This window comes from Allobosea sp. GW821-FHT03A12, assembly GCF_058986765.1.
The window spans coordinates 47,199-72,966 of the sequence record NZ_JBYSVZ010000003.1 but is presented as its reverse complement, the minus strand read 5'-3'; the positions used below and the strand labels follow the sequence as shown (position 1 = coordinate 72,966).

26 protein-coding genes are annotated in these 25,768 nt (G+C 67.1%); 15 read left to right on the top strand and 11 right to left on the bottom strand.

What is annotated here, in order from left to right; all coding sequences use genetic code 11:
* Positions 1–50: 50 nt before the first annotated feature.
* The 6 genes from AC3WLC_RS08150 (at position 51) to AC3WLC_RS08125 (ending at position 6,466) form a co-directional block, all read left to right on the top strand.
* Positions 51–965: a branched-chain amino acid ABC transporter permease gene (locus AC3WLC_RS08150; RefSeq protein WP_091834258.1), complete on the top strand. Its 915-nt coding sequence runs from the start codon at positions 51–53 to the stop codon at positions 963–965.
* 11 nt (positions 966–976) lie between these two features.
* Complete coding sequence (locus AC3WLC_RS08145; RefSeq protein ID WP_493683430.1) at positions 977–2,056, top strand: branched-chain amino acid ABC transporter permease; 1,080 nt, start codon at positions 977–979, stop codon at positions 2,054–2,056.
* 106 nt (positions 2,057–2,162) lie between these two features.
* Complete coding sequence (locus AC3WLC_RS08140) at positions 2,163–3,491, top strand: ABC transporter substrate-binding protein (protein WP_493683429.1); 1,329 nt, start codon at positions 2,163–2,165, stop codon at positions 3,489–3,491.
* Positions 3,492–3,648: 157 nt separating this feature from the next.
* Complete coding sequence (locus tag AC3WLC_RS08135) at positions 3,649–4,494, top strand: ABC transporter ATP-binding protein (RefSeq protein WP_493683428.1); 846 nt, start codon at positions 3,649–3,651, stop codon at positions 4,492–4,494.
* Positions 4,495–4,528: 34 nt separating this feature from the next.
* Complete coding sequence (locus tag AC3WLC_RS08130; RefSeq protein ID WP_493683427.1) at positions 4,529–5,212, top strand: zinc metallopeptidase; 684 nt, start codon at positions 4,529–4,531, stop codon at positions 5,210–5,212.
* 21 nt (positions 5,213–5,233) lie between these two features.
* The gene (locus tag AC3WLC_RS08125) at positions 5,234–6,466 is read left to right on the top strand and encodes a phenylacetate--CoA ligase family protein (protein WP_493683426.1); all 1,233 of its coding nucleotides are present in this window, start codon (positions 5,234–5,236) and stop codon (positions 6,464–6,466) included.
* A 176-nt stretch (positions 6,467–6,642) separates the two neighbouring features.
* On the opposite strand, the gene ung is transcribed toward AC3WLC_RS08125, so the two are convergent.
* Both ung and AC3WLC_RS08115 read right to left on the bottom strand, forming a co-directional pair.
* Entirely contained in the window at positions 6,643–7,341 is a 699-nt protein-coding gene (ung, locus tag AC3WLC_RS08120) for a uracil-DNA glycosylase (RefSeq protein ID WP_493683425.1), read from the bottom strand.
* On the bottom strand, positions 7,338–8,858 hold the full coding sequence (locus AC3WLC_RS08115) for a bifunctional metallophosphatase/5'-nucleotidase (RefSeq protein ID WP_493683424.1): 1,521 nt from the start codon (positions 8,856–8,858) through the stop codon (positions 7,338–7,340). The genes ung and AC3WLC_RS08115 overlap by 4 nt, the downstream gene beginning before the upstream one ends.
* Positions 8,859–9,011: 153 nt before the next feature.
* On the opposite strand from AC3WLC_RS08115, the gene hemH reads away from it, so the two are divergent.
* Positions 9,012–10,049 (top strand): ferrochelatase, encoded by a 1,038-nt coding sequence (gene hemH / locus AC3WLC_RS08110; RefSeq protein ID WP_493683423.1) that lies wholly within the window; start codon positions 9,012–9,014, stop codon positions 10,047–10,049.
* Positions 10,050–10,058: 9 nt separating this feature from the next.
* Here the strand turns inward: hemH and AC3WLC_RS08105 are convergent, their stop codons facing one another.
* On the bottom strand, positions 10,059–10,958 hold the full coding sequence (locus tag AC3WLC_RS08105) for an alpha/beta fold hydrolase (RefSeq protein WP_493683422.1): 900 nt from the start codon (positions 10,956–10,958) through the stop codon (positions 10,059–10,061).
* Between the two features lie 45 nt (positions 10,959–11,003).
* Between AC3WLC_RS08105 and AC3WLC_RS08100 the strand changes: the two genes are divergently transcribed.
* The 4 genes from AC3WLC_RS08100 (at position 11,004) to AC3WLC_RS08085 (ending at position 13,893) form a co-directional block, all read left to right on the top strand.
* Positions 11,004–11,570: a MarR family winged helix-turn-helix transcriptional regulator gene (locus AC3WLC_RS08100; protein ID WP_493683421.1), complete on the top strand. Its 567-nt coding sequence runs from the start codon at positions 11,004–11,006 to the stop codon at positions 11,568–11,570.
* A 1-nt stretch (position 11,571) separates the two neighbouring features.
* On the top strand, positions 11,572–12,549 hold the full coding sequence (locus tag AC3WLC_RS08095) for an SPFH domain-containing protein (RefSeq protein WP_493683420.1): 978 nt from the start codon (positions 11,572–11,574) through the stop codon (positions 12,547–12,549).
* Between the two features lie 2 nt (positions 12,550–12,551).
* Positions 12,552–12,998 carry an NfeD family protein gene (locus tag AC3WLC_RS08090; protein ID WP_493683419.1) on the top strand — a complete coding sequence of 149 codons (447 nt, stop codon included), beginning with the start codon at positions 12,552–12,554 and terminating at the stop codon, positions 12,996–12,998.
* A 367-nt stretch (positions 12,999–13,365) separates the two neighbouring features.
* Positions 13,366–13,893 (top strand): L,D-transpeptidase, encoded by a 528-nt coding sequence (locus tag AC3WLC_RS08085; protein ID WP_377006630.1) that lies wholly within the window; start codon positions 13,366–13,368, stop codon positions 13,891–13,893.
* 36 nt (positions 13,894–13,929) lie between these two features.
* Here the strand turns inward: AC3WLC_RS08085 and AC3WLC_RS08080 are convergent, their stop codons facing one another.
* Positions 13,930–14,877: a 2-hydroxyacid dehydrogenase gene (locus AC3WLC_RS08080; RefSeq protein ID WP_493683418.1), complete on the bottom strand. Its 948-nt coding sequence runs from the start codon at positions 14,875–14,877 to the stop codon at positions 13,930–13,932.
* Positions 14,878–15,109: 232 nt separating this feature from the next.
* Between AC3WLC_RS08080 and AC3WLC_RS08075 the strand changes: the two genes are divergently transcribed.
* Positions 15,110–15,424, top strand: a complete 315-nt coding sequence (locus tag AC3WLC_RS08075) for a DUF2853 family protein (RefSeq protein WP_493683417.1) — start codon at positions 15,110–15,112, stop codon at positions 15,422–15,424.
* Positions 15,425–15,649: 225 nt separating this feature from the next.
* Here AC3WLC_RS08075 and AC3WLC_RS08070 read toward each other — a convergent pair whose 3' ends face one another.
* On the bottom strand, positions 15,650–16,588 hold the full coding sequence (locus AC3WLC_RS08070; protein ID WP_493683416.1) for a VOC family protein: 939 nt from the start codon (positions 16,586–16,588) through the stop codon (positions 15,650–15,652).
* 278 nt (positions 16,589–16,866) lie between these two features.
* Entirely contained in the window at positions 16,867–17,766 is a 900-nt protein-coding gene (locus AC3WLC_RS08065; protein WP_493684514.1) for a LysR family transcriptional regulator, read from the bottom strand.
* Between the two features lie 135 nt (positions 17,767–17,901).
* On the opposite strand from AC3WLC_RS08065, the gene AC3WLC_RS08060 reads away from it, so the two are divergent.
* The gene (locus tag AC3WLC_RS08060; protein ID WP_493683415.1) at positions 17,902–18,834 is read left to right on the top strand and encodes a ring-cleaving dioxygenase; all 933 of its coding nucleotides are present in this window, start codon (positions 17,902–17,904) and stop codon (positions 18,832–18,834) included.
* Between the two features lie 61 nt (positions 18,835–18,895).
* On the top strand, positions 18,896–19,525 hold the full coding sequence (locus tag AC3WLC_RS08055; RefSeq protein ID WP_493683414.1) for an alpha/beta hydrolase: 630 nt from the start codon (positions 18,896–18,898) through the stop codon (positions 19,523–19,525).
* A 31-nt stretch (positions 19,526–19,556) separates the two neighbouring features.
* Here AC3WLC_RS08055 and AC3WLC_RS08050 read toward each other — a convergent pair whose 3' ends face one another.
* Complete coding sequence (locus AC3WLC_RS08050) at positions 19,557–20,510, bottom strand: helix-turn-helix domain-containing protein (protein ID WP_493683413.1); 954 nt, start codon at positions 20,508–20,510, stop codon at positions 19,557–19,559.
* A gap of 189 nt (positions 20,511–20,699) precedes the next feature.
* On the opposite strand from AC3WLC_RS08050, the gene AC3WLC_RS08045 reads away from it, so the two are divergent.
* Positions 20,700–21,458, top strand: a complete 759-nt coding sequence (locus AC3WLC_RS08045) for a GntR family transcriptional regulator (RefSeq protein WP_493683412.1) — start codon at positions 20,700–20,702, stop codon at positions 21,456–21,458.
* Between the two features lie 83 nt (positions 21,459–21,541).
* Here the strand turns inward: AC3WLC_RS08045 and AC3WLC_RS08040 are convergent, their stop codons facing one another.
* From AC3WLC_RS08040 to AC3WLC_RS08025, 4 genes are all read right to left on the bottom strand, one after another.
* A complete protein-coding gene (locus AC3WLC_RS08040; RefSeq protein WP_493683411.1) occupies positions 21,542–22,231 on the bottom strand; it encodes a hydrolase in 690 nt (229 codons plus the stop codon).
* Between the two features lie 139 nt (positions 22,232–22,370).
* Positions 22,371–23,717: an alginate export family protein gene (locus AC3WLC_RS08035; protein WP_493683410.1), complete on the bottom strand. Its 1,347-nt coding sequence runs from the start codon at positions 23,715–23,717 to the stop codon at positions 22,371–22,373.
* Entirely contained in the window at positions 23,717–25,351 is a 1,635-nt protein-coding gene (locus AC3WLC_RS08030; RefSeq protein ID WP_493683409.1) for an MFS transporter, read from the bottom strand. Before AC3WLC_RS08030 ends, AC3WLC_RS08035 begins: the two co-directional genes overlap by 1 nt.
* Positions 25,348–25,767: a DoxX family protein gene (locus AC3WLC_RS08025; RefSeq protein ID WP_493683408.1), complete on the bottom strand. Its 420-nt coding sequence runs from the start codon at positions 25,765–25,767 to the stop codon at positions 25,348–25,350. The genes AC3WLC_RS08030 and AC3WLC_RS08025 overlap by 4 nt, the downstream gene beginning before the upstream one ends.
* Position 25,768 lies beyond the last annotated feature (1 nt).

Below are 25,768 nucleotides of genomic sequence, written 5' to 3'. Positions count from 1 at the left end.
TCGACCCGACTGGCACGATCCACGCCATCTTCGTCGACCCGTTCAACCAGATGGTCCAGGCGCCGGACCTGCTCGCCCAGACGATCTGGGAGGGCCTGGTCTCCGGCGTGCTCTACGCGCTGATCGCGCTCGGCTTCGTGCTGATCTTCAAGGCGTCCGGCGTCTTCAACTTCGCCCAGGGCATCATGGTGGTGTTCGCGGCGCTGACGCTGGTCGGCCTCTACGAGAAGGGCGTGCCGGCCTTCCTCGCCGTGATCCTGACGCTCGGCGTGATGTTCGCGCTGGCCGTGACGATCGAGCGCGTGGTGCTGCGCCCGCTGGTCAACCAGCCCGACATCATCCTGTTCATGGCGACCTTCGGCATCACCTATTTCCTGATCGGCTTCGGCGAAGCCATCTTCGGCGGCAACCCCAAGCAGATGATCGCCGAGCAGCTCTATCTGCCGAAAGGCGCGATCGACCTGAAGATTCTCGGCGGCATCGTCTCGCTGCAGAAGATCGACATCGCTGCCGCGATCATCGCCTCGCTGATGATCGCGGTGCTGGCGCTGTTCTTCCAGTACACCCGCATCGGCCGTGCGCTGCGGGCCGTCGCCGACAGCCACAAGGCAGCGCTCTCGGTCGGCATCTCGCTCAACCAGATCTGGGTGATCGTCTGGTTCACCGCCGGCATCGTCGCGCTGATCACCGGCATCATGTGGGGCGCGCGCTCGGACGTCTCCTTCGCGCTCGAGATCGTGGCACTGAAGGCGCTGCCGGTGCTGATCCTCGGCGGCTTCACCTCGATCCCCGGCGCCATCGTCGGCGGGCTGATCATCGGCATCGGCGAGAAGCTCGGCGAGTTCTACTGGGGCCCCCTGATCGGCGGCGGCATCGAGAGCTGGCTCGCCTACTTCATCGCGCTGGGCTTCCTGCTGTTCCGGCCGCAAGGCCTGTTCGGCGACAAGATCATCGAACGCATCTGAGAGGCTGACCCGTGTTCTACCGCGAAGCCGGCCAATACAAATCCACCTACGCCGCCGACATGGCCGTGTTCCCGCTCCGGCAGGACCGGATCGGCATCGCCGTCATCCTCGCGATCGCCTTCATCGGCATCCCGCTGACCGGCAACGACTTCTTCATCGCCTCGGTGATGATCCCGTTCCTGGTGCTTTCACTGGCGGCGATCGGGCTCAACATCCTCACTGGCTATACCGGGCTGATCTCGCTCGGCACCGCTGCCTTCATGGGTGTCGGCGCCTATTCCTGCTACAAGCTGACCACCTTCTTCCCGGGCGTGAACATCATCGTCCTGATCCTGGTCTCGGGACTGTTTTCAGCCGCGATCGGCGTGCTGTTCGGCCTGCCTTCACTGCGGATCAAGGGTTTCTATCTCGCCGTCGCCACGCTCGCCGCGCAGTTCTTCCTGCAATGGGCCTTCGTCCGCGTGCCCTGGCTGTTCAACTACAACGCCTCCGGCGCGATCGAGGTGCCGCAGCGCACATTGTTCGGGCTGCCGATCACCGGAGCGGCCGCGACGCCCGAGACGCGCTATTTCGTCTGCCTCGGACTCGTCGTGGTGCTGACCTGGTTCGCCTCCAACATCGTCCACGGCAAGCTCGGGCGCTCCTGGATGGCGGTGCGCGACATGGACATCGCCGCCGAGCTGATGGGCATCAAGCTGCTCAACGCCAAGCTCACCGCCTTCGCCGTGTCGTCCTATTTCGCCGGGGTCGCCGGGGCGATGATGATCTTCCTCTGGTACGGCGGCGGCGAGGCCAACGACGTCTTCACCATCCGCCTCTCCTTCACCATCCTGTTCATGGTGATCATCGGCGGCCTGGGTTCGCTGATCGGCTCATTCTTCGGCGCCGCCTTCCTCTCGGCCTTGCCGACGGCGCTGAAGTTCGGCCTGCCGGCGCTGGGCGTGCCGATCGGCGGCGCAGCGGCCGAGCACGTCACCTTCATGCTGGTCGGTGCGCTAATCATCCTCTTCCTGATCGTCGAGCCGCATGGCCTGGCGCGCCTCTGGCAGATCGCGAAGCAGAAATTGCGGACGTGGCCCTTCCCCTATTGAGGCGGGGGAGCAGGACCCAAGGATAACGACCTGCCGCGGTCTTCAAGCGGCGGGCAAGCGAAGACGGGACGGCTCGGCCGGACCCGGCAACCACGGAGGAAGGCCTATGACAAAGAGCAGCATCATCAGGAGCGTCGCGCTCGGCGCGCTTCTTGCCGCCGGTGCGATCGCCGCCCCGGCCAATGCGCAGGAGACGATCTACTTCTCCAACAACGCCTATCGCACCGGCCCGTTCTCGGGCTCCGGCATCCCGATCGGCGACGGCATGCGCGACTACATCTCGATGATCAACGAGCGCGACGGCGGCGTGAACGGCGTCAAGATCATCTACGAGGAGTGCGAGACCGGCTACGACACCAAGAAGTCGATCGAGTGCTACGAGCAGGTGAAGTCGAAGACCATCGTCTACAGCCCGTGGTCGACCGGCGCGACGCTCGCCGCGATCCCGCGCGCCCATGTCGACAAGCTGCCGATCCTGTCGATGGCCTATGGCCTCTCGGCCTCGGCCGACGGCACCAACTTCCCCTGGGTCTTCATCCCGCCGCTGACCTATTGGGACGGCGCCTCGTTGATGGTGAAGCACATGGCCAACGAGCTCGGCGGCCTGGACAAGCTCAAGGGCAAGAAGCTCGGCCTGATCCATCTCGACGCGCCCTTCGGCAAGGAGCCGATCCCGGTGCTCGAGAGCCTCGCCAAGAAATACGGCTTCGAGCTCAAGCTCTATCCCGTCGCTGCAGCCGACATGCAGAACCAGGGCTCGCTCTGGCTCTCGATCCGCCGCGACCGGCCGGACTTCCTCTACAACCAGGGCTGGGGCGCGATGAACCCGACCGCAGTGAAGGAAGCGATCAAGAACAACTTCCCGATCAACAAGCTGGTCGGCGTCTGGTGGGCCGGCGGTGACGACGACGCCCGCGCCGGCGGCGCCGAAGCCAAGGGCTACCGCTCGCTGAACTTCAACGCGGCCGGCCAGAACTTCCCGGTGATCCAGGACATCCTCAAGCATGTCGTGGACAAGGGGAAGAGCACGACGCCGAAGGAGAAGGTCGGCGAGAACCTCTATAATCGCGGCGTCTACAATTCGATGCTCGTCGTCGAGGCGATCCGCACCGCCCAGAAGCTGACCGGCAAGAAGGTGATCACGCCCGAGGACATGCGCCGCGGTCTGGAGAACCTGAACATCGACGAGGCCCGGCTCAAGGAGATCGGCATGGCCGGCTTCGCTTCGCCGGTGAAGGTCAGCTGCACCGACCATTCCGGCCACCACAAGGCCTATGTCGCCGAATGGGACGGCACCAAGTGGACCCAGAAGGGCGACTGGATCGAGCCGATGAAGGACGAGGTCCGGCCGCTGATCGAGGCCAACGCCAAGGACTATGTCGAGAAGGCCGGCAATTGGCCCAAGCGCACCGAGCCCTGCGAGAAGTCGTCCTGATCTGACGAGTGCCAATCCTTCTCCCCTCCGGGGGAGAAGGTGTCTGCGAAGCAGACGGATGAGGGAAGTCTTGCACCGCCTCATCCGTCCGTCCCTCATCCGACCCGGCTGACGCCGGGCCACCTTCTCCCCCGAGGGGAGAAGGATTGGAGGCTCCATGTCGACCGCCACCCTCGAGAAGCCCGCCACCGCCGCGGCGACGGACACCATCCTGTCGCTGAACAATATCGAGGTGATCTATGATCACGTCATCCTGGTGCTGAAGGGCGTCTCGCTGACCGTGCCGCGCAAGGGCATCGTCGCCATCCTCGGCGCCAACGGCGCCGGCAAGACCACGACGCTGAAGGCGATCTCCAACCTGCTCAAGGCCGAGCGCGGCGAGGTCACCAAGGGCTCGATCGTCTTCGACGGCGAGCGCGTCGACAAGATGTCGCCGAACGAGCTGGTACGCCGCGGCTGCATCCAGGTGATGGAAGGCCGGCACTGCTTCGGCCATCTCTCGATCGAGGAGAATCTGCTGACCGGCGCCTTCACCCGGCGCGAGGGCAATGCCGCGATCAAGCGCGATCTCGAGCGGATCTACGAGCTCTTCCCACGGCTGAAGCAGCGCCGCAACTCGCAGGCCGGCTACACCTCCGGCGGCGAGCAGCAGATGTGCGCCATCGGCCGCGCCATGATGAGCAAGCCGAAGATGATCCTGCTCGACGAGCCCTCCATGGGGCTGGCGCCGCAGATCGTCGAGGAAATCTTCGAAATCGTCCGCCAGCTCAACGACAAGGAGGATGTCTCCTTCCTCGTCGCCGAGCAGAACACCAACATGGCGCTGCGCTACGCCACCTATGGCTACATCATGGAGACCGGCCGCGTCGTCATGGACGGCGAAGCGAAGATGCTGCGCGAGAACGAGGACGTGAAGGAGTTCTATCTGGGCGTCGCCGAGGGCAACAAGAAGTCCTTCCGCGAGGTCAAGAGCTACAAGCGCCGCAAGCGCTGGCTGTCATAGTCCGGCCCGTTTCGGCAGAGCATCTCTTCCGCCCATGCTCTACCTCATCGTCGCCCTCGTGATCCTCGCGCTGATCCTCGGTCCGCAATTCTGGGTCCGCCACGTCATGGACAGACACGCCGCCGACAGGCCCGATCTGCCCGGCACAGGGGGCGAGCTCGCGCGCCATCTGCTCGACCGCTACGGGCTGGAGAAGGTGGCCGTCGAGACGACGGCTGATGGCGGCGACCATTACGATCCCGATGCCCGCATCGTGCGGCTCTCGCCGGGCAATCATGACGGCCGCTCGATCACGGCGGTCGCGGTCGCCGCCCATGAGGTCGCGCACGCCATCCAGCATGCACAGGGCAGCCAGCTCTTTGCGCTGCGCACCCGCCTCGCCCGCCTGCTCGGCACGGTCGACAAGATCGCGATGGTGGTGCTGGTCGCGGTGCCGATCGTGCTGATCTTCACCCGCGTTCCGGCGATCGGCCTGTTCCAGTTCGGCGCCGTTGTCGCTCTTCTCGGCCTCGGTGTCGTCGTGCACCTGCTGACGCTGCCAGTCGAGTTCGACGCCAGCTTCGGCAAGGCGCTGCCGATCCTCGACTACGACCAGTACCTCCACCCCGACGACATGCCGGCGGCACGCGGCGTGCTGCGAGCGGCGGCGATGACCTATGTCGCAGCCTCCCTGATGGGGCTGCTCGATTTCCTGCGCATCCTGCGCGTCTTCCGTTAGGCGACCTCAAGGGCAAGAGCGATGAGCGAGCACTACGACGATCTCGAGACCCGGCCGCCCGAACAGCGTGAGGCCGATCTCTTCGCCCGGCTGCCGGCCGTGCTCGCCGCCGCCTTGGCGACGCCGGGCTATGCCGCGCATCTCAGGGGCGTCGACCCCGCCGGGATCACCGACCGCGCCGCGCTGGCCAGGCTTCCAGTGCTGCGCAAGGCCGACCTGCCGGCGCTGCACAAGGACAGCCCGCCCTTCGGCGGTTTCGTCGGCGCACCGCTCGGCTCCTTCGGCCGGCTTTTCACCTCGCCGGGCCCGATCTTCGAGCCGGAAGGCGCGGGCAGCGATCCCTGGGGCACGGCGCGCGGCCTTTACGCTGCCGGCTTCCGCAAGGGAGACGTCGTGCTCAACACCTTCGGCTACCATCTGACGCCAGGCGGCTTTGTCATGGATTCGGCCGCGCGCGCCATCGGCTGCGCCGTCATCCCGGCCGGCCCGGGCAATATCGAGCAGCAGATGGAGGTGATCGGCGCCTACCGACCGAGCGCCTATCTCGGCACGCCGGACTTCCTGAAGCTGCTGATCGAGGCGGCCGAGAGCCGCGGCGTCGACATCTCCGGCCTGAAGCGCGCGATCGTCTCGGGCGCGGCCTTCCCGCCTTCGCTGCAGGCCTGGGTGCGCGAACGCGGCATCAATGCCTACCAGCTCTACGCCACCGCCGATATCGGGCTGATCGCCTATGAGACCAGCGCCCGCGACGGCATGGTCCTGAACGAGAACCTGATCGTCGAGATTGTCCGCCCCGGCACCGGCGATCCCGTCGCGGAGGGCGAGGTCGGCGAGATCGTCGTCACCAATCTCGACCCGCATCATCCGCAGATCCGCCTCGCCGTCGGCGACCTCACCGCGATCCTGCCGAGAGCGAGCGCCAGCGGGCGCACCAACCAGCGGATCAAGGGCTGGCTCGGCCGCGCCGACCAGACGGCCAAGGTCAAGGGCATGTTCGTGCGGCCCGAGCAGGTCGCCGAGATCGCCCGCCGGCACAGCGAAATCGCCAAACTCCGGCTTGTCATCGGCCGCGCCAACGAGCTCGACACGATGACGCTGAAGGCCGAGATCTACGCCGAGCCGAAGGGCTTCGTCGACGCGGTCTCATCGACCCTGCAGCAGGTGACGAAGCTGAAGGGGTCCGTCGAGGTGCTGCCGCTCGGCGCCCTGCCCAACGACGGCAAGGTCATCGCCGACGAGCGGCCGGTGGGGTAGTTCGCCCTCGCCGGAACGAGCGCGGGGAACCCTCGCCTGGAAGGAGAGGGTAGGGTGAGGTGTAGGCGGCCTGACCAGTTCCGCGAGCGCTCACCGCACGCTTAAGTTCAAGCCAACGTTTCCAGTCCGAACACCTCACCCCTGCCCCTCTTCTTCCAGGAGAGGGGATCCCGCGCCTACCAGTCGAGCGGCTCCTCCCCTTTCACCTTCAGCCAGTCGTTCGCCTGGCTGAACGGCTTCGAGCCAAAGAAGCCGCGCCGCGCCGAGAGCGGCGAGGGATGGGCGCTGGCGATGACGAGATGCCTGCTCTCGTCGATCAGGGGGCGCTTGGCCTGCGCTGGCAATCCCCAAAGCATGAAGACGGCATGCGCCCGCTGCTCCGAGACGGCCGCAAGGATCGCGTCCGTCACCGCCCGCCAGCCGAGCTTGAGATGCGAGCCGGCCTGCCTCGCGCCCTCGCGCACGGTGAGCGCCGTGTTCAGCAGCAGCACGCCCTGCTTCGCCCATGCAGAGAGATCGCCGCCGGCGGGCGCGATAAGGCCAAGGTCCTCGGCCCGCTCCTTATAGATGTTGACCAGCGAACGCGGCAGTGGTGGCGGCCCGACATAGGAGAAGGCGAGTCCGTTGGCATGGCCGGGCGTCGGATACGGGTCCTGGCCGAGGATGACGACACGCACCTCGTCGAGCGGCGTCAAGGCGAGCGCCGCCAGGAAGCGCTCCGGTACCGGCGCCACGACATGACCAGCGGCGCGCTCGGCATCGACGGCGGCGCAGGCGCGCGCCACCGTCCCGTCGAGGAAGACCGAAAGATCGCGCCAGGACACGGAGGCCGGCGCAGCCAGGAAAGCGGCGAGCGCCGTGCTGAAGCCGCTCACTTCAGGACGGCCCGCCCCTCGACCTTGGCTTCGACCGTGCCGAGGCGGCGGATATAGACCATCACCTCGTTGGCCATCAGCTTGCCGTCGGTCAGGCCGATCAGCGTCTTGCCGCGGCCAAGCGCGGTGTAGCCGTCGCCGCCCGTCAGCATGAAGTTGTTGGTGGCGACCGTGTACTTCCCGGCCGGATCGATCTCCTTGCCGTCGACCTTGACGGAGGTGACGCGCGAGCCCTGCGGCTGCTTGAGGTCGGCCTCGAAGGTCAAACCGGACACAACCGGGAAGCGGCCGGAACCCTGCGGGGCATCGCGCAGGCCGTTCTCGATCGCGTCCTTCACGTCCTTGCCGGTGATCTCGACCATGGAAGTCGCATTGCCGAAGGGCAGCTCGCTCAGCACGTCGCGCCGCGTCAGCTTGTGGCCGGCGGGATACTGCTTGTTGGCGCGGATGCCGCCGGCATTGGTGATGGCGAGCTGCGCGCCCGTCGCGGCCTTGATCGCATCGGCGATCAGGTTGCCGATCGCGGTCTCCTGTGTACGGATCACGCCGGTACGGGAATCGAGCGGAGCGCCGAGCGTCCCGATCTCGATGTCGAGCTCCTTCGACAGTTCGGTCTCGTAGCCCTTGACGATAGCGGCGACCTCGGGATCGGGCGTCGCGGCGCGACTGTCGTTGACGCGGAAGGTCGGCGTCCACTCGACCTTGCGATTGGCGCCCTCGCCACTCGCCTTGGCGGCGATGTCGATCGCGGTGACGTAATTGCCCTCCTCGTTCGACTCGACCATGACCACTTTGCCGTCATAGGCGATGGCGAGGTCGTGGTCGTGGCCGGTGAGCAGGATGTCGACCACGCGCGAGCGCACGATCTCGTAGTCCATCGCCCGGTCGGCATGCACCACGCCGACGAGGATGTCGGCGCCTTCGCCCTTCAGCTTGCGCGCCTCGCGCCGCAGCGCCTCCATGGTCGAGGAGAATTTCAGGTCGCCGGGATTGGAGAGCTGCGGCGTCGGGTCGAAGGTCGTGCCGATGACGCCGACCTTGATGCCGCCGAGTTCGAAGACCTGCGAATCCTTGTGGCCCGGCAGCGGGTTGCCGGCCGCATCGCGCAGATTCGCTGCGAAGGTCGGATAGGTCTGGGCCGCGGCGAGCTTGAGATAATTCTCCTTGCCGAAATCGAACTCGTGATTGCCAGGCACGAAGACGTCGATGCCCATCTTGTTCTGCATCGCGACGATATGGGCGCCTTGGTCGAAGCCCGACATCAGCGAGGGCGAGTAGCAGTCGCCCGCATGGCAGAACAGGACCGGCACGCCGCGCGCCCGCTCGGCCTTGGCGATGCCGGCCGCCCGGGCGAAGCCGCCTTTGCCCTTGTCGTCACTCATCTTGTAGATGTCGTTGACCAGCAGCAGCGTGAAGCTCGCCGGCGGCGTCTGCGCCTTCGCGACCGGCGCGGTGGCGGCAAGGGCTGCGGGAGCGCCGAGAACGCGGAACGCGTGGCGGCGGGTCATCTTGGTCATCGGCGCGAACCCCTGCGGTTTTGATTTGGTCGAAGACTAGCAAGAGCCTAGCCGGCTTGCGAGACCCCTGCTCACGCAGTGTCGCACCCCGTATGGCCCGACTGGACGAAAACCGTAACTCGTCTAAATCACAGCCGAACGAAAGCGGATGTGATGAACCTCAAGCCGAGTTTGCCTCCCGACCACGCCACCATCAAAAGCGGCCGCATCGGCGTGCTCTTGATGAACCTCGGCACGCCCGAGGGCACGAGCTACAAGCCGATGCGGGCCTATCTCAAGGAGTTCCTCTCCGACCGCCGGGTCATCGAGGAACCGCGCTGGAAATGGTGGCCGATCCTCAACCTGATCATCCTGTCGACGCGGCCGAGCCGGAAGGGCAAGGACTACGCCACGATCTGGAACAAGGAGCGTGACGAAGGCCCGCTCAAGACGATCACGCGCGCGCAGACCGAGAAGCTCGCCGAGCGGCTGAAGGGCGTCGGCGGAGACCGCATCACCGTCGACTGGGCCATGCGCTACGGTTTGCCGGATGTGAAGAGCCGCCTGAAGGCCCTGCTCGCGGAAGGCTGCGACCGCATCCTCCTGGTGCCGCTCTATCCGCAATATGCCGCGCCGACCTCGGCGACTGCCTGCGACCAGGCCTTCCGCGCCCTGATGGAAATGCGCTGGCAGCCGACCGTGCGGGTCGCCCATCCCTATTACGCCGATCCGACCTATATCGACGCGGTTGCTGCCTCGATCCGCGCCTCGCTCTCCAAGCTCTCCTTCGAGCCGGAGGTGATCCTCTGCTCGCTGCACGGCATGCCCAAGGAATACCTGCTTAAGGGCGATCCCTATTACTGCCAGTGCGCCGTCACCGCCCGGCTGCTGCGCGACAAGCTCGGCCTCTCCGAAGAGCGCTTCCGCCTGACCTTCCAGTCGCGCTTCGGGCCGGACGAATGGCTGCAGCCCTATACCGACGAAACGGTCAAGGCGCTGGCGCAGGGCGGCACCAAGTCGCTCGCCATCGTCGCGCCCGGCTTCTCGGCCGATTGCCTGGAGACACTTGAGGAACTCGACGGCGAGAACCGCGAGATCTTCCTGCACAATGGCGGCAAGGACTTCGCCTACCTGCCCTGCCTCAACGATTCCGAGGAGGGCATGCAGGTGATCGAGGCAGTCGTGCGCCGGGAGTTGATGGGCTGGGTGTGAGGTAGGGCGCTACCCCACCACGAAGCGCGTCACGCCCTCCACGACCTGCTTCGCCTGCAGTATCCGCCGGTGGCCGAGCCCGCTCGTCTCCTGCAGCGCCACGAACGGCCCTGCCGCCGCCAGCGCCTGCGCGTGGTGGAAATCCAGCTCGCGATCCTGCCGATCATGGATCACCAGGGTCGGCAGGCCGATCGCCTCCAATTGATCGCGGCCCTCGAAGGCCTCGACCGGATTGCCGGCGACGCTGTGGATGCGGCGCTCCAGCGCCGCCTGGCCGCGGCGCCCCAGCCCGATCGTCGCGCCGAAATTACGGGTGATCGTGGTGACCGAGGACGGTGCCGCGACCAGAGCGAGCCGATTCGCCTTGACCCGTGGCTGGCCCGGCACGCTGCGGGCGAGGCCCGCTAGCGCGATCGCCCCGCCGAAGGAATGCGCCACGATCGCATGCACCGGCGCGAAGACCCGCGCCACGGCAGCGAGCGCGCCGACTCCGAGCGGAATGTTGAGCTCAGCCCCGGTCGAGGCGCCATGCGCCGGCATGTCGAAGGCGACGACGCGAAAACCCTGCGCCAGCAAGGGCTGCACGAAAGCGGTCATGAACGCCGCCTCGCTGTTCCAGCCATGCAGCAGGATCACCGTCGGCGCCGGAGCATCGCCATCTTGCAAGCGGGGCTCAGGTTCGAACAGATAGGTGCTGACGGTCCCGCACGGGTAGGACACCGCCTGCCTGATCGCCGGCTCCAGCCGGGAACGGGCGGCGACGATCGCCTTGCCGGTCCGGCTCTGTGGTCCCGGCGGGCGCGGCGGGGTACAGAAGAGCTTGAAGGCGGCGCGCCCGGCCGCATGCGGGGCGATGAAACTGCCGATGCGGACGAGAGGACGAATGACGCGAAGCGCTGTGCCGGGCATGATCGGAAACCTTGTTCGTTCAGCCTTGAACAATTATGTTCAGCAATGAACAAAATGCAAGAGCCGATTTCCGCAACCGGAGCTGAGAGCGGGAGCACCGCGCGGCTTCCCTGGGACCTGCCGCGTTTCAAGAACTGGCTCGCGGTGGCGCGCATGCACCAGCTCTGGAAGAAGGTCTTCTCCGAGGCGCTGGCGCCGCTCGGCATCCAGCTCGCGCATTACGACGTGCTCGCCAACGTCTTCCGCACGCCCGGCCTGACCCAGCAGCAGCTCGCCGAGAAGCTCCTGGTCGGCCGCAGCGCCATGAGCATGCTCCTGCCCGAGCTCGAGCGGCGCGGCCTGATCGAGCGCCGCAACGACGAGGCCGACCGGCGCGTGCGCCGGCTCTGGCTGACCAGCGAGGGCGAGGTCCTGACCCGCAAGGCGCTGGCGATCCACGCCGCCCGGATCGAGGCGATGATGGGTGTGCTCAGCGACGAGGAGTGCAACACCGTCGGTACGATGATGTGGCGGGTCGTCGGCTATCTCGAAGGCAAGCCGCCGCGCGAGCCGTCATCAGACGCTCGCAAAGGCACGCTTGAACCGAACGCCCCGACTGGGCCGGAGAGCTGAGATGAATCCTACTGGCTTCGACATCGTCGTCGTCGCGCTGGTCGCGCTGGTGATCCTGACGATCGCGCTCGGGGTACGCACCATCCCGCAGGGCTACAACTACACGGTCGAGCGTTTCGGCCGCTATTCACGCACGCTGGGAGCCGGCCTCGGGCTGATCGTGCCCTATATCGAGCGCATCGGCCACAAGGTGAATGTGATGGAGCAGGTGCTCGACATTCCCTCGCAGGAAGCGATCACCAAGGACAATGCCGGCGTGCGCATCGACGCCGCCGCCTTCTACCAGGTGCTCGACGCCGCCAGGGCCTGCTACGAGGTTTCCCATCTCGCCCAGGCGCTGATGGTCCTGACTATGACCAATATCCGCACCGTGGTCGGCTCGATGGACCTCGACCAGCTGCTCTCGCATCGCGACGAGATCAACGAGCGGCTGCTGCGGGTCATGGACGCCGCCGCCTCGCCCTGGGGCGTCAAGGTTACGCGCATCGAGATCCGGGACATCCTGCCGCCAGCCGACATCGCCGGCGCGATGAACCGGCAGATGAAGGCCGAGCGCGAGAAGCGCGCCGCCGTGCTCGAGGCCGAGGGCCAGCGCCAAGCCGAGATTCTCAAGGCGGAAGGCCAGAAGCAATCGCAGATCCTCGCCGCCGAGGGTCGCAAGGAAGCGGCCTTGCGCGACGCCGAGGCGCGCGAGCGTCTGGCCCAGGCCGAAGCCAATGCGACCGCCATGGTCAGCGAAGCGATCAGCCGCGGCAACATCCAGGCGGCGAACTTCCTGATCGCCGAGCGCTATACCGAGGCGCTGAAAGCGATGGCGAGCGCCCATAACAGCAAGGTGGTGATCGTCCCGATCGAGGCTGCGGCGCTGGCCGGCACCGTCGGCGGCATCGCCCAGCTGACCAAGGCCGTGTTCGGCGAGGATGCCGCGGCGAGCCGGCGCGCCGGCTCCGTGCCGACGGCAGGCCGCACGGAGGGCTGAGCATGCTCGACTGGTTCGCCTCCTTCGGCGGCTGGGGCTGGATCGTGATCGGGCTCGTCCTGGTCGGCGGCGAGATGCTGGCGCCGGGAGTCTTCCTGCTCTGGCTCGGGCTTGCCGCACTGCTGACCGGCGCCGTCGTCGGGCTGACCGGCCTCGCCTGGCAAGGCGCCTGGCTGGTCTTCGCGGGGCTCGCCGTTGCCTGCGTCCTCATCGGCCGCGCGGTCTCGCGCCACCGCAGCGAGGAGCCGGACATCGCGATGGGCCTGAACGATCGTGGCCGCCAGCTGATCGGCAAGGTCTTCCGGCTGGAGGCGACGATGACCGGCGGGGAAGGCCGCATTCGTGTCGGCGATTCCTCCTGGCGCGTCACCGGCCCGGAACTGCTCGCCGGCACCGAGATCCGCGTCGTGCGGGTCGATGGCGCGACGCTGGTGGTCGAGAAGGCCTGATTTTCGCCTCCCGCGTATTTTTCGCAAACCCCGCAGAAGGGCTTAACGGGCCGTTCACGCCGGCCATCGTCGTTCGTGGACCGTACCCGCCGGTTCCGTCATGACGGGCGCAGCGCCGCCGGATATCGGATCGCAGGCCGCGCGGAGGATCCCGTCATGAGCATCGCGCACGGTCCGATCGACCTCGCCCTCGCCGCCTTGCTGTCGCTGCTGCTGGCGGCGATTGCGCTGAGCAGCGCCATCGCCTGACGCGGGTTAAGCCCGGATTCATGCTGAATCCAGGGTTCACCATGCTGCTGAACCCTCGATTCACCGGCGATCAGCCCAAATCCGCTCCCGAAACATTCCGTTTCTCAGGGAGAAGGCCATGGCGGGCCGGCACGGACCGATCGATTTCATCCTCGCGGCTGCGCTCTCGCTGCTGATGCTGCTCATGGTGCGTCCCGCCCAGGCGCGCGAGGTCGTCGACTTCCCCGATTATCGCTACCAGCCCGGCACGATCCTGATCCGGACCGCCGAGCGCAAGCTCTACTACATCGCCGCCCCCGGCCAGGCGCTGCGCTACACCATCGCCGTCGGCAAGGCCGGCAAGCAGTGGCGCGGCGTCAAATATGTCGAGGAACTCCAGGTCGACCCGGCCTGGAGCCCGCCGGCCGAAGTCAAGCGCGACAATCCGCGCCTGCCCGACGTGATCCCCGGCGGCGCCTCCAACAACCCGATGGGCGCGCGCGTCATCGGCCTTGGCCCCGGCGGGCAATACGCCATCCACGGCACCAACAATCCGCGCTCGGTCGGCACCGCCGCCTCCTATGGCTGCTTCCGCATGCACAACAGCGACGTGATCGATCTCTACGCCCGCGTCCGCATGGGCACGCCGGTGGTCGTGATGCCCTGACGGCTGAAGCGGGGCGCGACCTCCTTCGCTGCTGAACTAGATCGCAGCCGGCGACAGCAGCGGCCGGCCAGCAAAAAATGCCTCCAGATTGGCAAGCAGCAACTCCTGCTGCGCGATCTGCGCCGATTCGGCGTTCGCCGCGATATGGGGCGTCAGCACCGCGTTCTCCAGCGCCTTGAGCCGATCCGGGACAAGAGGCTCGTGCTCGTAGACATCGAGCGCCGCGCCCGCGATCGTGCCGTTCTCCAGGGCCTCGATCAGGGCTGCCTCATCGACGGCAATCCCGCGCGATATGTTGACAAGATGGCCCTGTGGGCCAAGAGCGCGCAGGACCCCGGCATCGATCGCATGCCGCGTCTCGCTGCTCGCGCGGACCGAGACCATCAGGATGTCCGCCCAGTTGGCGAGGCCGAGCAGGCTGTCGTGATACTGATAGGGCAACTCCGGCCGTGGCGAGCGGTTGTGATAGCCGATCGTCATGTCGAAGGCCGCGGCACGCGTCGCAATGCGCTGGCCGATAGCGCCCAGCCCGAAAATTCCAAGCTTGCGCCCTGCCAAGCCCGGCACATGCGCCATGCGCTCGATCGCATTGCCTTGCCAGCGGCCGGCTCGCAAGAAGCGTTCGGCGGCACCGATCTGTCGGGCGCTCGCCAGCATCAATCCCACAGCGAATTCGGCGACGCTCGTCGCATTGGCGTCGGCGGCATTGCTGATCAGGATGCCACGCGCCTTGGCGGCCGGCCTCTCGATCCCTTCATTGCCCGTGCCGTAGCAGGCGATGAGACCGAGATTGGGCAAGGCCTCGATCAGGGCGGCATCCGTTTTCCAGCTGCCTATCGTCAGGAGCACCCGCGCCGCGGCCGCTCCCGCCGGCAGCGCATCCGGTGCGGAATGAGACATCGGTCCGAGCACCTCGTACCGCTCCTCCAGGCGCGCGAGCAGGCGCGCCGGCATGCGTGGCGCCATCAGGATCGTCGGCTTCATGGCTGAAAGACCTCCGAGGGAATGCTGCATCGCAGCACTTGCCTGCGCTGGCTTCAACAACCCTGGGCGCCGGTCTGCCATATCGCGGATGCAACCCGGAAACGCCGAGGAATCGCGGGAGTTTTCGCGGCTGCGCCTCTCGCCTGCGGCAAAAAAGCCGGATATCGTTTCCGAAGGCGTAACGCTGAGTCCAGCACGCCTACGAACCGATATGTCTTCAGAGGGGTACCCGATGGATCATCTCGCCGACGTCAAGAAGTTCGCCAAGAAGCCGGTCAACGAGGCCGCCTTCGCCGGCATGAGCAAGGCCTATGCGCTGGTGATGGGCAAGCCCGATACGCGCTATGTCGCCTGCTCCGACCCCGCCGAACTCGAGCGCGTCCGCGAGAACTTCCTGAAGAAGAAACTCGGCCTGAAGAGCGCCGACCTCGACGCCTCCATCAAGGCGACCTGCGACCATATGAAGGCCGACAAGACCAAGTCGCGCCTGACCTTCTATTATCTGCTGGCCGAGCATTACGGCAAGCTCGACGCTTTCGTGAAATAAGCCTGAAAGCCACGCCCAGAGCATTTCCGGCAAACACAGGCTCGCCTCCAAAGCTCTACCACTTTGTTCTTCGCAATTCCGGATGCAAAAGCGCTTCGCACTTTTGCCGGAACTGCTCCAGATCTATGGCGCCCCTCCCGGGCGCCATTCGCACTTTCAGAACTGGGACGTCGACCGCTCCCGAGGCCGGCCGAGACCGTGATCCGGCCCTCGGCGCCGGGCAGCTCAGCTCGCCAAGACCCGGTCGAGCGGCGGCAGGATGCGTAGCAGCTCGTCCTGCCGGTCCTGCAGGCTCGGCGGGAAAATCAGGCGCGTCCCCAGATTCTCGCGAGTCTCGTCGATCAGGAACCCCGGGCCGTCGGTCGAGATCTCGATCAGGATGCCGTCCGGGCCACGGAAATAGATCGACCGGAAATAATGGCGGTCCTTGACCGGGCTCGCGGCGATGCCGAAGGTCTCCTGCAGCTTGCCCGCCATCGCGACGAGATCGGCCTCGTCCCTGGCGCGGAACGCGACGTGATGGATTACCCCGGCCCCTAGCCTGGGACGCGAGCGTTCGCGCCGCCGGTGCAGGCACAGCCGCCCGCCCGGGCCGCCATGCGCCGAGAAGATCAGCTGCTCGCCAGCATTCGCGACTTCGGCAAAGCCCAGCACCTCCGTGAGAATCCGCGCCATGAGCTCCGTCCCGCGCAGGCTCAGCGTCACGCCGTGGAGCGCGCGGATAGCGAAGGCCTCGGGGATATCCGGCGGCGACCAGATCGTCGCGGGAGCGAGGTCCGAGCCGATGAGGGCCAGCGGCATCCGGTCGGGATCCTCCAGCATCAGCTTGGGGCGCCCATCCGACGTGCGCGTGTGCCGAGTGGGCACCTTGCAGGCGGCGAGCCGCGCCTCCCACCAGCCGATCGCCTCCGGCGCCACCGCGAAGGAAACGTATTCGGAGCTGCTCGGACGCCCGCTCGCGACCGCGCTCACCCAGGAGAAGAACGACAAGCGGCTGCCGGGCGAGCCCTCCTCGTCGCCATAGATCAAGTGGTAGGCGCCGGGATCCTCATGGGTCACGGTCCGCTTCACCAGGCGCAGGCCGAGCACGCCCGTATAGAAGTCGAGATTGCACGACGCATTGGTGGCGATTGCGGTGACATGATGCAGTCCACGCCCGGTCATCCCTGCGATCCTCCGCCTCGACGGTGTCGCGGATCAAACGCGCAGGCGCGGTTGCAGTTTGATCTGCCCCTCGCCCGAAGGGCGATTCCAGGGCATTTGCTGGGGAGCGTCTTGGACAAAGGCACGATCGTTTGCACCGGAGCGTCACGAAGCTCCGTTCGTTCCCGCACTGTATTCCGAAACACGAGAACCACTCAATCGGATGTGGATACTGCGGGCTTCGCCAGGGGGTTGTTCGAAAATCGGGTGGTAACAAACCCCACCTGGTCGCAGGCGCGTTAGAGCGGATGCGTCTGCGTCACATGGATCTCGAAGAAATCGGAAAAGGTCGCGACCCGCAGCGGTAGGCGCTCATAAGGCGGATAGTAGAGCGTCAGCCAGAGCTCCTCCGGCCGCCAGGCCTCCAGCACCGGCACGAGACGTCCCGCGGCCAGCGCGTCGGCGACGATGAAGCGCGGCAGCAGCGCGATGCCCTCGCCATTGACGGCGAGCTCGGCCAGCAGGTCGCCGCTATCGGCCCGGAAACGGCCGGCCGCCCGTACCAGGCTGCGCTCCGCCTCGTGCCGCAGCTCCCAGCTCTCGCCGGCGGGCTCTGCACCATAGGCAAGCAGCTCGTGCTCGGAGAGTTCGTCGGGGCTTTGCGGCGTGCCGCGCCCCAGCAGATAGGACGGCGCAGCGACCAGCAGCCGCGGCGCCGGGCACAGCTTGCGCCAGATCGTCGACTTGTCGGTCGGCATGCCCGAGACGCGGATGGCGAGATCGGCGCTGCCGTCGAGGATGTCGACGAAGGCGTCGGTCAGGCTCAGCGCCACCCGGACCGAGGGATGGGCCAGCCCGAACTGGGTCAGCACCGAGGGCAGCACCTTGAGCCCGAGCGAAAGCGGCGCGGCGACGCGCAGGGTGCCCGCGACCAGCCCATGGGTTTCCCGGGTCTCCTGTATCGCCCGCGCCAGCCCGGCGGTGAGCGGGCGCACGCGCTCGGCATAGAGCGCCCCGGCAGCCGTCAGCGCCACCGTGCGGGTCGTCCTGATGAAGAGCTGCACGCCGAGCCGCGCCTCCAGCGCCGCGACGGCGCGCGTGGCGGCGCTCGGCGTCATGCCCAGTGCGACCGCGGCAGCGGCGAAGCCGCGCTTGTCCGCCACCGCCAGGAAGACCCGGACCGCTTCCAATTCGCCGATCACAGGCTCGCTCCATTATCGCGATTATCGCAATAATAAGCTGAGAAATACGGCTATTCAAGCAATGACTGGATTGACCCATCTTCCTGAGCACGCCGGGCAGAAACCCCGGCGACGACATTCGGAGGCAAAGCCATGCTCAAGCAGATCAAGGGTCTTCACCACGTCACCTCGATGGCCGCGAACGCCCAGGTCAACAACAGCTTCTTCACGCACACGCTCGGCTTGCGCCGCGTCAAGAAGACGGTCAATTTCGACGCGCCGGACGTCTATCACCTCTATTACGGTGACGAGATCGGCACGCCCGGCACGGTGATGACCTATTTCCCCTTCCCGCACATCGCCAGGCGGCGGTCCGGTATCGGCGAGGTCGGCGAGACCCAGTTCGCCGTTGCCCCCGAGGCGCTCGCCTACTGGAAGGAGCGACTCGACAAGGCCGGTGTCGCCGGGCTCGGCGAAGCCGAATTGTTCGGCGAGAAGCATCTGCGCTTCCAGGGGCCGGACGGCGACAGCTTCTCGCTGGTCGGCATCGCCGGCGACAAGCGCGCGCCCTTCGCCGGCGGGCCGGTTCCCTCCGCCGAGGGCGTCCACGGCTTCCGCGGCGTGACCCTGCGCCTGCGCGACGAGGGCGCGACCGGCGAATTGCTGAAGTTCATGAACTACGAGGTGGTCGACAGGCAGGACGCGGTGACGCGCTATGCCGTGCCCGGCGGCAACGGAGCCGACATCGTCGACGTCGAGACGCTGCCCGGCGGCGACAACGCCCGGCAGGGCGCCGGCTCGGTGCACCATGTCGCCTTCGCCGTCGACGACAAGGCCGCGCAGGCCGAGGTCCGCAAGGCCCTGATGGACACCGGCTACCAGGTCACCCCGCAGATCGATCGCGACTATTTCTGGGCGATCTATTTCCGGGCGCCCGGCGGCGTGCTCTTCGAGATCGCCACCAACGAGCCCGGCTTCTCCCGGGACGAGGACACCGCCCATCTCGGCGAGGCGCTGAAGCTGCCGCACCAGCACGCCCATCTGCGCGCCCAGCTGGAGCGCATCCTGCCGCCGATCCAGGACTGAACCGAACGCCCCGCCGTCACGGCGGCGGGGCCACCCTATCGCCCAACGAGGACGCCGACCGATGACCGCCCAGCTCGACCTCAAGCTCGACGCCAACGCCTATCACTACTTCGCCAAGCCGGTTGCGCCCGGCGCGCCGCTGGTCTTCGCCTTCCACGGCACCGGCGGCGACGAGCGCCAGCTCTCCGGCCTCGTCTCGCAGATCGCTCCGCAGGCCGGGATCGTCGCCCCGCGCGGTGACGTCTCCGAGCATGGCGCCGCCCGCTTCTTCCGCCGGACCGGCGAAGGCGTCTATGACATGGCGGACCTTGCCGAGCGCACCCGCAAGATGATCGGCTTCGTCCGCGCCCATCGCGCCGCCAATCCGGGCGCCAAGGTCTACGGGATCGGCTATTCCAACGGGGCGAACATCCTCGCCTCCGTGATCTTCGCCGCTCCGGAGCTATTCGACCGGGTGGTGCTGATGCACCCGCTGATCCCGTTCGAACCGGCGCCGCAGCCGGGCCTGTCGACGGTCGAGGTGTTGATCACGGCGGGGCAGCGCGATCCGATCTCGCCGGCTGCGCTCACCGAGCAGCTCGAACGCTGGCTCACCGGCCAAGGCGCCGGGGTCAAGACAGTCTGGCACCCGGGCGGCCATGAGATGCGCGAGGCCGAGATCGTCGCCGCGGCGCGTTTCCTGTCCGCATAGATCATCGCTACCGCGTCCGAACGGACGCGATTCAGGACGGCGGATACCCGCCCTCGCTGATCCGCAGATCCCTTTGATTGCGGCGCCAGGCGCCGGGGCTCGTCCCGGTGAGCTGCCGGAAGACCCGCGTGAAATGGCTCTGGTCGCCGAAACCGCACATCAGGGCGATATCGGACAAAGGCAGATGCTGCTGGGAGAGATGCTTCTTGGCCTCGGTTATCCGTAGCTGCATCAGATAGCGTTGCGGAGCGACCCCGGTGCTCTGGCGAAAGGCCCGGGCAAAATGGCTCGGCGTCAGCCGGCACTCGCTCGCCACCTGCGCGATCGTCAGATTGGACGCCAGGCGCGCGGTCATGATCTCCCTGACACGGCGCAGCTGCCAGGCGGCGAGCCGTCCGAGCTTCGTCGAATTGTCGGTTTCAAGCCCGCCATAGGCCTGCGCGAAATGGGTCAGCAGGCTGAGCGCGAGCTGGTCGATCAGCAGCTGGTTCGAGCCTGCCGCCTCCGAAGCGTGAAGCAGGGCCTGCGAGAGCCCCCAGAGGATCTCGTCGCGGGCGTCCCCCTCCCAGCGCAGGCTCGACGCGACCCGGCCGCCATGCTGCGCGGCGATCATCGCCACGGCGTTCGACGGAACGTAGAACTGCAGCGCGTCGAAGCGGCCCTTGAACTGCCATTGCGGGTCGTCGCGCAGGTCGACGACGTTGACGGACTTGGCGAGGAAGGCGCCGAAGCGCTGCCTCTCTCCGCCGCGCCAGCAGGCATGGCATTCGAGATCGTCGATCTGATAGAGGATCGAGAAGGCGCCCTCGTCATGGGTGCGCCCGGTGCGCTCCCTGAAGCGGCGCCCGCAGGACAATCGCGTCGCGGCCAGGCCGAGTTGCCCGTCGAGACGGAATTCGGAAACGAGCTGCCCTTCCATGCCGAAATGATCGGCGATGCGCTGGCCGTAGAAGCCGTTCGAACTGCGCGGCGTTGACCTCTCCATGGCGCCCCCGACGATCGATGCGCCCGCCGATGCCTCGGCGAACCTCACAGCAATGGGTCTCGAACTCCGATCCGCTTTCGACACGGCGACCGAATGGTTGCGCCGCGATCATCGGCACATGATAATCGTGCACGGCCGATGATAGGTAGGCGACGATCGTCGATAATGCCAGGCCCGATAAGGAGACGCATGGTTGCCAAGCCGCTTCTTGCCCGCGTAGCGCTCGTCGATCAGGTCACCGCACTGCTGACCCAGCGCATCCTCGACCGCGCCTATGCGTCCGGCGAAAGGCTCAATATCGACGCGCTGTCGCGCGAGTTCGAGGTCAGCTCCTCGCCGATCCGCGAGGCGCTGACGCGGCTCTCCGCCCTCGGATTGGTCGCCTCGACCTCGTTCTCAGGCTTCTCCGTGGCGCCCGAACCGCCGCGGGCCTGGTTCGAGCAGCTCCGCGATTTCCGCATCCTCAACGAGGGCTGGGCCGCCAGGCAGCTCGCACGCACCCGCCAGGCCGAGCCGATCGCGGCCATGCGCGCCAGTGTCACGGCGATGGAGCAGGAATTGTCGCGCAGCGCGGGAAGCGACTGCGACTATGTCGGTGCCAGCCGGCTGGACGAGGCCTTCCACGGGGCGATGCTGTCGGCCTGCGGCAACGAGATCCTGGCGCAAGCCATCCGAAACCTGCATCCCCATCTGCACCATGCACGCCTCTTCAACAGCCGCCCCCACGGCATCGAGCCCGTGCTCGACGAGCACAGCGCCATCCTGGACGCGATCGTCCGGGGCGACGAGGACGCGGCCGCGGCCGCCGTCGCGCACCATCTGAACGTGTCCTGGCAGCGCTATTGCGACGACACATCGTTGCAACCCGCCGCCGTTGCGGCCGGTTCGCCGCTGTATAAGACGCCTTCCGAGCTCGGCTCGCGGCGCGGCCTGGCTTCAGCATCCTGAGCGGCAGACGCCCGGTCGCCGAAAGCAACCGGGCCACAGCGCGTCTCGACAGGCGGCCTCGGCGCGACCGGCGGCGGACCGGCTCAGTTGACGACCTTGGCGGGGTTCGGCCCGATGCGCTCGCCATGGGTGACGCGCTCGGCCGCGCCGTGGACCATGGTGTAGGCGTAGTCGACACCCATGCCGTAGGCGCCGGAATGCTCCTTCACGATCGCCATGACGGCGTCGTAGGTCTCGCGATGGGCCCAGTCACGCTGCCATTCGAGCAGGACCTGCTGCCAGGTCACCGGCACGACGCCCGCCTGGACCATGCGGTCCATGGCATATTTGTGCGCGTCGCTGGAGGTGCCGCCGGAGGCATCCGCGACCATGTAGATCTCGTAGTCGCCCTCCAGCATGGCGCAGAGCGCGAAGGTGGTGTTGCAGACCTCGGTCCAGAGGCCGGCGACGACGACCTTCTTGCGGCCGTTGGCGGCGAGCGCGTCGCGGACGTTCTGGTCGTCCCAGGAGTTCATCGAGGTGCGCTCGAGGATCTTGTTCTCAGGAAACACCGCCAGCAACTCGGGATAGGTGTGGCCGGAGAAGCTCGTGGTCTCGACCGTAGTGATCGTGGTCGGGACGTTGAAGACCTTGGCGGCCTTGGCCAAGCCGACGACGTTGTTCTTCAGAACCTGGCGATCGATCGACTGCACGCCGAAGGCCATCTGCGGCTGCTGGTCGATGAAAATCATCTGGCAGTTCTTGGGCGTCAGGACTTGCTGGTAGTTGGACATGATGGTCTCCGGATCGCGATCCGTTGGTCGTTAGCGCCGGGCCGGCGCCAGGCATCGAGCAGCATTATCGCTGGCAGGATGATCTCGAGATTGTCGTTCTACGGCGCGGGTTGACGATTTTTGCGGTCATCCCCGGCCCTCAGAATGCGAGCGTCGCCCAGCCGGCGGCGAAGGAGCCGGAAACGCCGCCGGCCCTGCTGACGCGCTCGCCAGGCTCATAGGCGACATAGGTTCCGCCCAGCGTCAGATGCTCGGTCGGGCTCCATTCCAGCGTGGTCGAGATCTGATGGCCGAGATAGCGGCCGGCCCCGCCGGTCGTGCGCGCGACCGGCGTGATCGCAGGGCCGTAATAGGCATCGGCCTTTTCCTGCTTCCAGAGCGGGTTCCAGCCGACCGTCAGCTTGACCTTGGGCAGCACGGTCAGCGTGATGTTGGGCTGGATGTTCATCAGGTTGGCCGGGCCGACGAGATTGGCCTCGGAGAAGTAGGGCAGCCGCGGGAAGAGCGGGTTGAAGGTGCCGAGCTTGCCGTCGCCGAGATTGCGGTCACCGCTGAAGGCATCGGCGTTGAGGCCGAGGCGCGGCGCGAAGGGCAGGTCCGCGAAGCTGTAGCCGATCACGGCCGAGGCCATCCAGGCCTGGATGTCGGCGCGTCCGAAATTGCCGAACTGCCAGGCGCCTTCCAGGTTCCAGTCGAAGCCGCCGGCCTTGCCGAACAGCCTTGCGCCGACAGTGTGGCGATGCTCGTCGGCCGTCCCCTGCGCGAAGCGGGCGTTCTCGCGGTTCAGGCCGAGATAGTAGAGATCGGCCTTGAGGCCGGGAATGCCGGGAACCGGGCTCGTCCCGTACACGCCCCAGAAAACCTGGGCGGGGTCCGATTTGTCGTCGAACAGCCCCGCCAGCGGCACGACAGGCCGCACCAGGAAGGCGTCGATGCGGGTGTCGGGCACGGCGATCCAGGCGGCGCGGACGCCGTCGAAGGCGCGCCTGATGTTCGGGCTGTCGCGCACCGATATCAGGCGCGAGGAACCGAAGCTCATCTCCTGCCGCCCGCCGCGGACCATCAGGCTGCCGGCCGCGACCGGCAGGTTCAATTCGCCATAGCCCTGGCGCAGGTCGAGCCGGTCGAGCTGCGTTCCCGGCGGCGTGCCGGCCCAGATCGGCGCCTGTCCGCTGACGACCTCGACAAAGGCGCGCAGATAAGGGCCGAGCCTGAGGTCGGCGGTCAGGAAGGAACGGATCAGCAGGCCGTTATTGTGATCCGGCGCCGCCAGCCCGAAGACGGGATGGCGCGAGAACTCCGGGCGGATGCGGACCTGCCCGCCGAGGCTGAGCGTGACCGCGCCATCCGTCGTCAGAAGGATGTCCTTGAAGCGGTCGAACGGGTCCTTCTCCGGCGCGCCGCCAGGCTTGTCGACCTGCGCCGCGGCGACGCCCGCCAGCGCCAGCCAGCACGCACCGGCCAGTGCGATCGAACGGCGCCGCATCACGATTCCGTCTCCCGGCCAGAGGGAACCGGATGAGGATGCAGCGGATCGACATGGAGGAAGTGGCGTACCACAGGCCCGACCTCCCCGACATGGAAGCGCCTGACCTCGCTCTGCAGGTCGGCATCGGCCTTGGAGACGCGGCGATGCTGGCGCAGGTGCTCGGCCCAGGACGAGACCATGAACCACTCGACCAGCTTGCCGGGATCGGCAGTGTCCTCAGTGACGCCCCAGCCATAGGCGCCGTCGCGGCGACGCTCGACCGAGAGCATGTTGATCGCGCGCAGGAAGGCCTCGCGATCGGCCTCCGGCACGCTGTACTCGATCAGGATCAGGACGGGCCCGCGATCATTGTGCACGGCCGGGGAGGCCAGCGGCTCCGGCCAATGATTGGACGGAGCGAGGTCCGCCTCGCCCGCCGGCAGCTTGATCCGGTGCATGACCAGGCCGGCTACCAGCAATGCGCCGGCGCCGATCAGCAAGGTGCCGCGGATACCGGCGGCCTCAGCCACCGCGCCCCAGCCGAGGCTGCCGGCGGTCATCGCGCCGTTGAACACGGTGAGGTAGACGGCAAGCGCCCGCCCGCGCACCCAGTTCGGCAGGATCGCCTGGGCGACGCCGTTGAGGGTGGTCAGCGCCACGATCCAGGCCGCGCCGAGCAGCAGCAGGATGAGCAGCGCCAGTCCTTGCGGCGGGCCGAGCGTCAGCGCCGCCATCACCGCGGCGGTGACGATCGCCGAGAGCAGCAGGAGCCCGTCGGCGTCGAGACGGGCGCGCAGGCGCGGCAGCAGCACGGCACCGCCGATCGCGCCCGCACCGACCGCCCCGAGCAGGATGCCGTAGAAGCCGGCGCCGCCGCCGAGCAGGTTGCGCGCGACCAGCGGCAGCAGCGCCCAGACGGCACTGGCACAGGCGAAGAAGATCGCGGCGCGCAGCAGAACGACATGCAATTCGCGGCTCGCCTTGGCGTAGCGCAAGCCGGCCCGGAAGGCGCCGGCGAAGCGCTCGCTCAGCGCATCGTCCGCGCCCTGCGGGCGCCGCCACCAGATCAGCGCGCCGATGACGATAACGTAGCTCAGCACGTCGGCGCCATAGGTGAAGCCGGCGCCGAGGGCGGCGAGGATCAGCCCGCCCAATGCCGGGCCGATGGCGCGCGAGATGTTGATGCCGAGCGAGTTGAGCGCCACGGCACTCTTCAGATCCGCCTTGCCGACCAGCTCGGGCACGATCGCCTGCCAGGTCGGCGCCATCAGCGCCGCGCCGACACCGCCGAGGAAAGTCAGGCCAACCAACGCCGGCACGCTGAGCTGGCCAGTGCTCGCCAGTGCCATCAGCGAGAGGCTGACGCAGCCGAGCAGGACCTGGATCGCGATCAGGAATTTGCGGCGGTCGAGGATGTCGGAGAGCACGCCTGCAGGGATCGCCAGCAGGAAGATCGGCAGCGTCGCCGCCGCCTGGACCAGCGCCACCGCGGCCGGCGCGCCGGAGAGGTCGGTCACCAGCCAGGCGCTGGCGACGTCGCGCATGAACGAGCCGATATTGCCGATGATCGTCGCCGCCCAGAGCACGGCGAAGACCTTCTGGCGCAGCGGCGCGAAGCTCGAAGCGGGCGGGTGCGACGCAGCCTCGCTCATCGTTCGGTCTCCTTCGTCCGGGCAAGATCGTCGAGCGCGACCAGGATGAAGCCGCCGATCAGGCCGAGATGCTCGAAGAAGCCGTTCATCGCCATCATCCGCGCCTGTCCGACGGGCATCTCCCAGAAGCGGATGGCGATGAAGGTCGCGACCAAGGTGAAGCCGGCGAGCGCCAGCGCGGCGAGCCAGCGCCAGCGGCCGGAGAGGATCATCGCGGTCGCGCCGAGCTCGAAGACGATCACGCCGACCGCGAAGAGCGGCGCCGGCGTCAGGCCGAAATGGGTCATTTCGGCGAGCGCACCCTGAAAATCGAGGATCTTGGTCACCGGTCCCTGGATATAGGCGGCGCAGAGCAGGAGCAGCGCGAACCAGCGCAATGCTCCGGCGATCGGCCCTGATGAACTGATCCCGGCCATG

Coding starts and splice junctions, on each gene's coding strand:
- AC3WLC_RS08150 (WP_091834258.1), top strand. CDS start 51: ATGGTCCAGGCGCCGGACCTGCTCGCCCAGACGATCTGGGAGGGCCTG.
- AC3WLC_RS08140 (WP_493683429.1), top strand. CDS start 2,163: ATGACAAAGAGCAGCATCATCAGGAGCGTCGCGCTCGGCGCGCTTCTT.
- AC3WLC_RS08135 (WP_493683428.1), top strand. CDS start 3,649: ATGTCGACCGCCACCCTCGAGAAGCCCGCCACCGCCGCGGCGACGGAC.
- AC3WLC_RS08130 (WP_493683427.1), top strand. CDS start 4,529: ATGCTCTACCTCATCGTCGCCCTCGTGATCCTCGCGCTGATCCTCGGT.
- AC3WLC_RS08125 (WP_493683426.1), top strand. CDS start 5,234: ATGAGCGAGCACTACGACGATCTCGAGACCCGGCCGCCCGAACAGCGT.
- AC3WLC_RS08115 (WP_493683424.1), bottom strand. CDS start 8,858: ATGACCAAGATGACCCGCCGCCACGCGTTCCGCGTTCTCGGCGCTCCC.
- hemH (WP_493683423.1), top strand. CDS start 9,012: ATGAACCTCAAGCCGAGTTTGCCTCCCGACCACGCCACCATCAAAAGC.
- AC3WLC_RS08105 (WP_493683422.1), bottom strand. CDS start 10,958: ATGCCCGGCACAGCGCTTCGCGTCATTCGTCCTCTCGTCCGCATCGGC.
- AC3WLC_RS08100 (WP_493683421.1), top strand. CDS start 11,004: ATGAACAAAATGCAAGAGCCGATTTCCGCAACCGGAGCTGAGAGCGGG.
- AC3WLC_RS08095 (WP_493683420.1), top strand. CDS start 11,572: ATGAATCCTACTGGCTTCGACATCGTCGTCGTCGCGCTGGTCGCGCTG.
- AC3WLC_RS08090 (WP_493683419.1), top strand. CDS start 12,552: ATGCTCGACTGGTTCGCCTCCTTCGGCGGCTGGGGCTGGATCGTGATC.
- AC3WLC_RS08085 (WP_377006630.1), top strand. CDS start 13,366: ATGGCGGGCCGGCACGGACCGATCGATTTCATCCTCGCGGCTGCGCTC.
- AC3WLC_RS08080 (WP_493683418.1), bottom strand. CDS start 14,877: ATGAAGCCGACGATCCTGATGGCGCCACGCATGCCGGCGCGCCTGCTC.
- AC3WLC_RS08075 (WP_493683417.1), top strand. CDS start 15,110: ATGGATCATCTCGCCGACGTCAAGAAGTTCGCCAAGAAGCCGGTCAAC.
- AC3WLC_RS08070 (WP_493683416.1), bottom strand. CDS start 16,588: ATGACCGGGCGTGGACTGCATCATGTCACCGCAATCGCCACCAATGCG.
- AC3WLC_RS08060 (WP_493683415.1), top strand. CDS start 17,902: ATGCTCAAGCAGATCAAGGGTCTTCACCACGTCACCTCGATGGCCGCG.
- AC3WLC_RS08055 (WP_493683414.1), top strand. CDS start 18,896: ATGACCGCCCAGCTCGACCTCAAGCTCGACGCCAACGCCTATCACTAC.
- AC3WLC_RS08050 (WP_493683413.1), bottom strand. CDS start 20,510: ATGGAGAGGTCAACGCCGCGCAGTTCGAACGGCTTCTACGGCCAGCGC.
- AC3WLC_RS08045 (WP_493683412.1), top strand. CDS start 20,700: ATGGTTGCCAAGCCGCTTCTTGCCCGCGTAGCGCTCGTCGATCAGGTC.
- AC3WLC_RS08040 (WP_493683411.1), bottom strand. CDS start 22,231: ATGTCCAACTACCAGCAAGTCCTGACGCCCAAGAACTGCCAGATGATT.
- AC3WLC_RS08035 (WP_493683410.1), bottom strand. CDS start 23,717: ATGCGGCGCCGTTCGATCGCACTGGCCGGTGCGTGCTGGCTGGCGCTG.
- AC3WLC_RS08030 (WP_493683409.1), bottom strand. CDS start 25,351: ATGAGCGAGGCTGCGTCGCACCCGCCCGCTTCGAGCTTCGCGCCGCTG.
- AC3WLC_RS08025 (WP_493683408.1), bottom strand. CDS start 25,767: ATGGCCGGGATCAGTTCATCAGGGCCGATCGCCGGAGCATTGCGCTGG.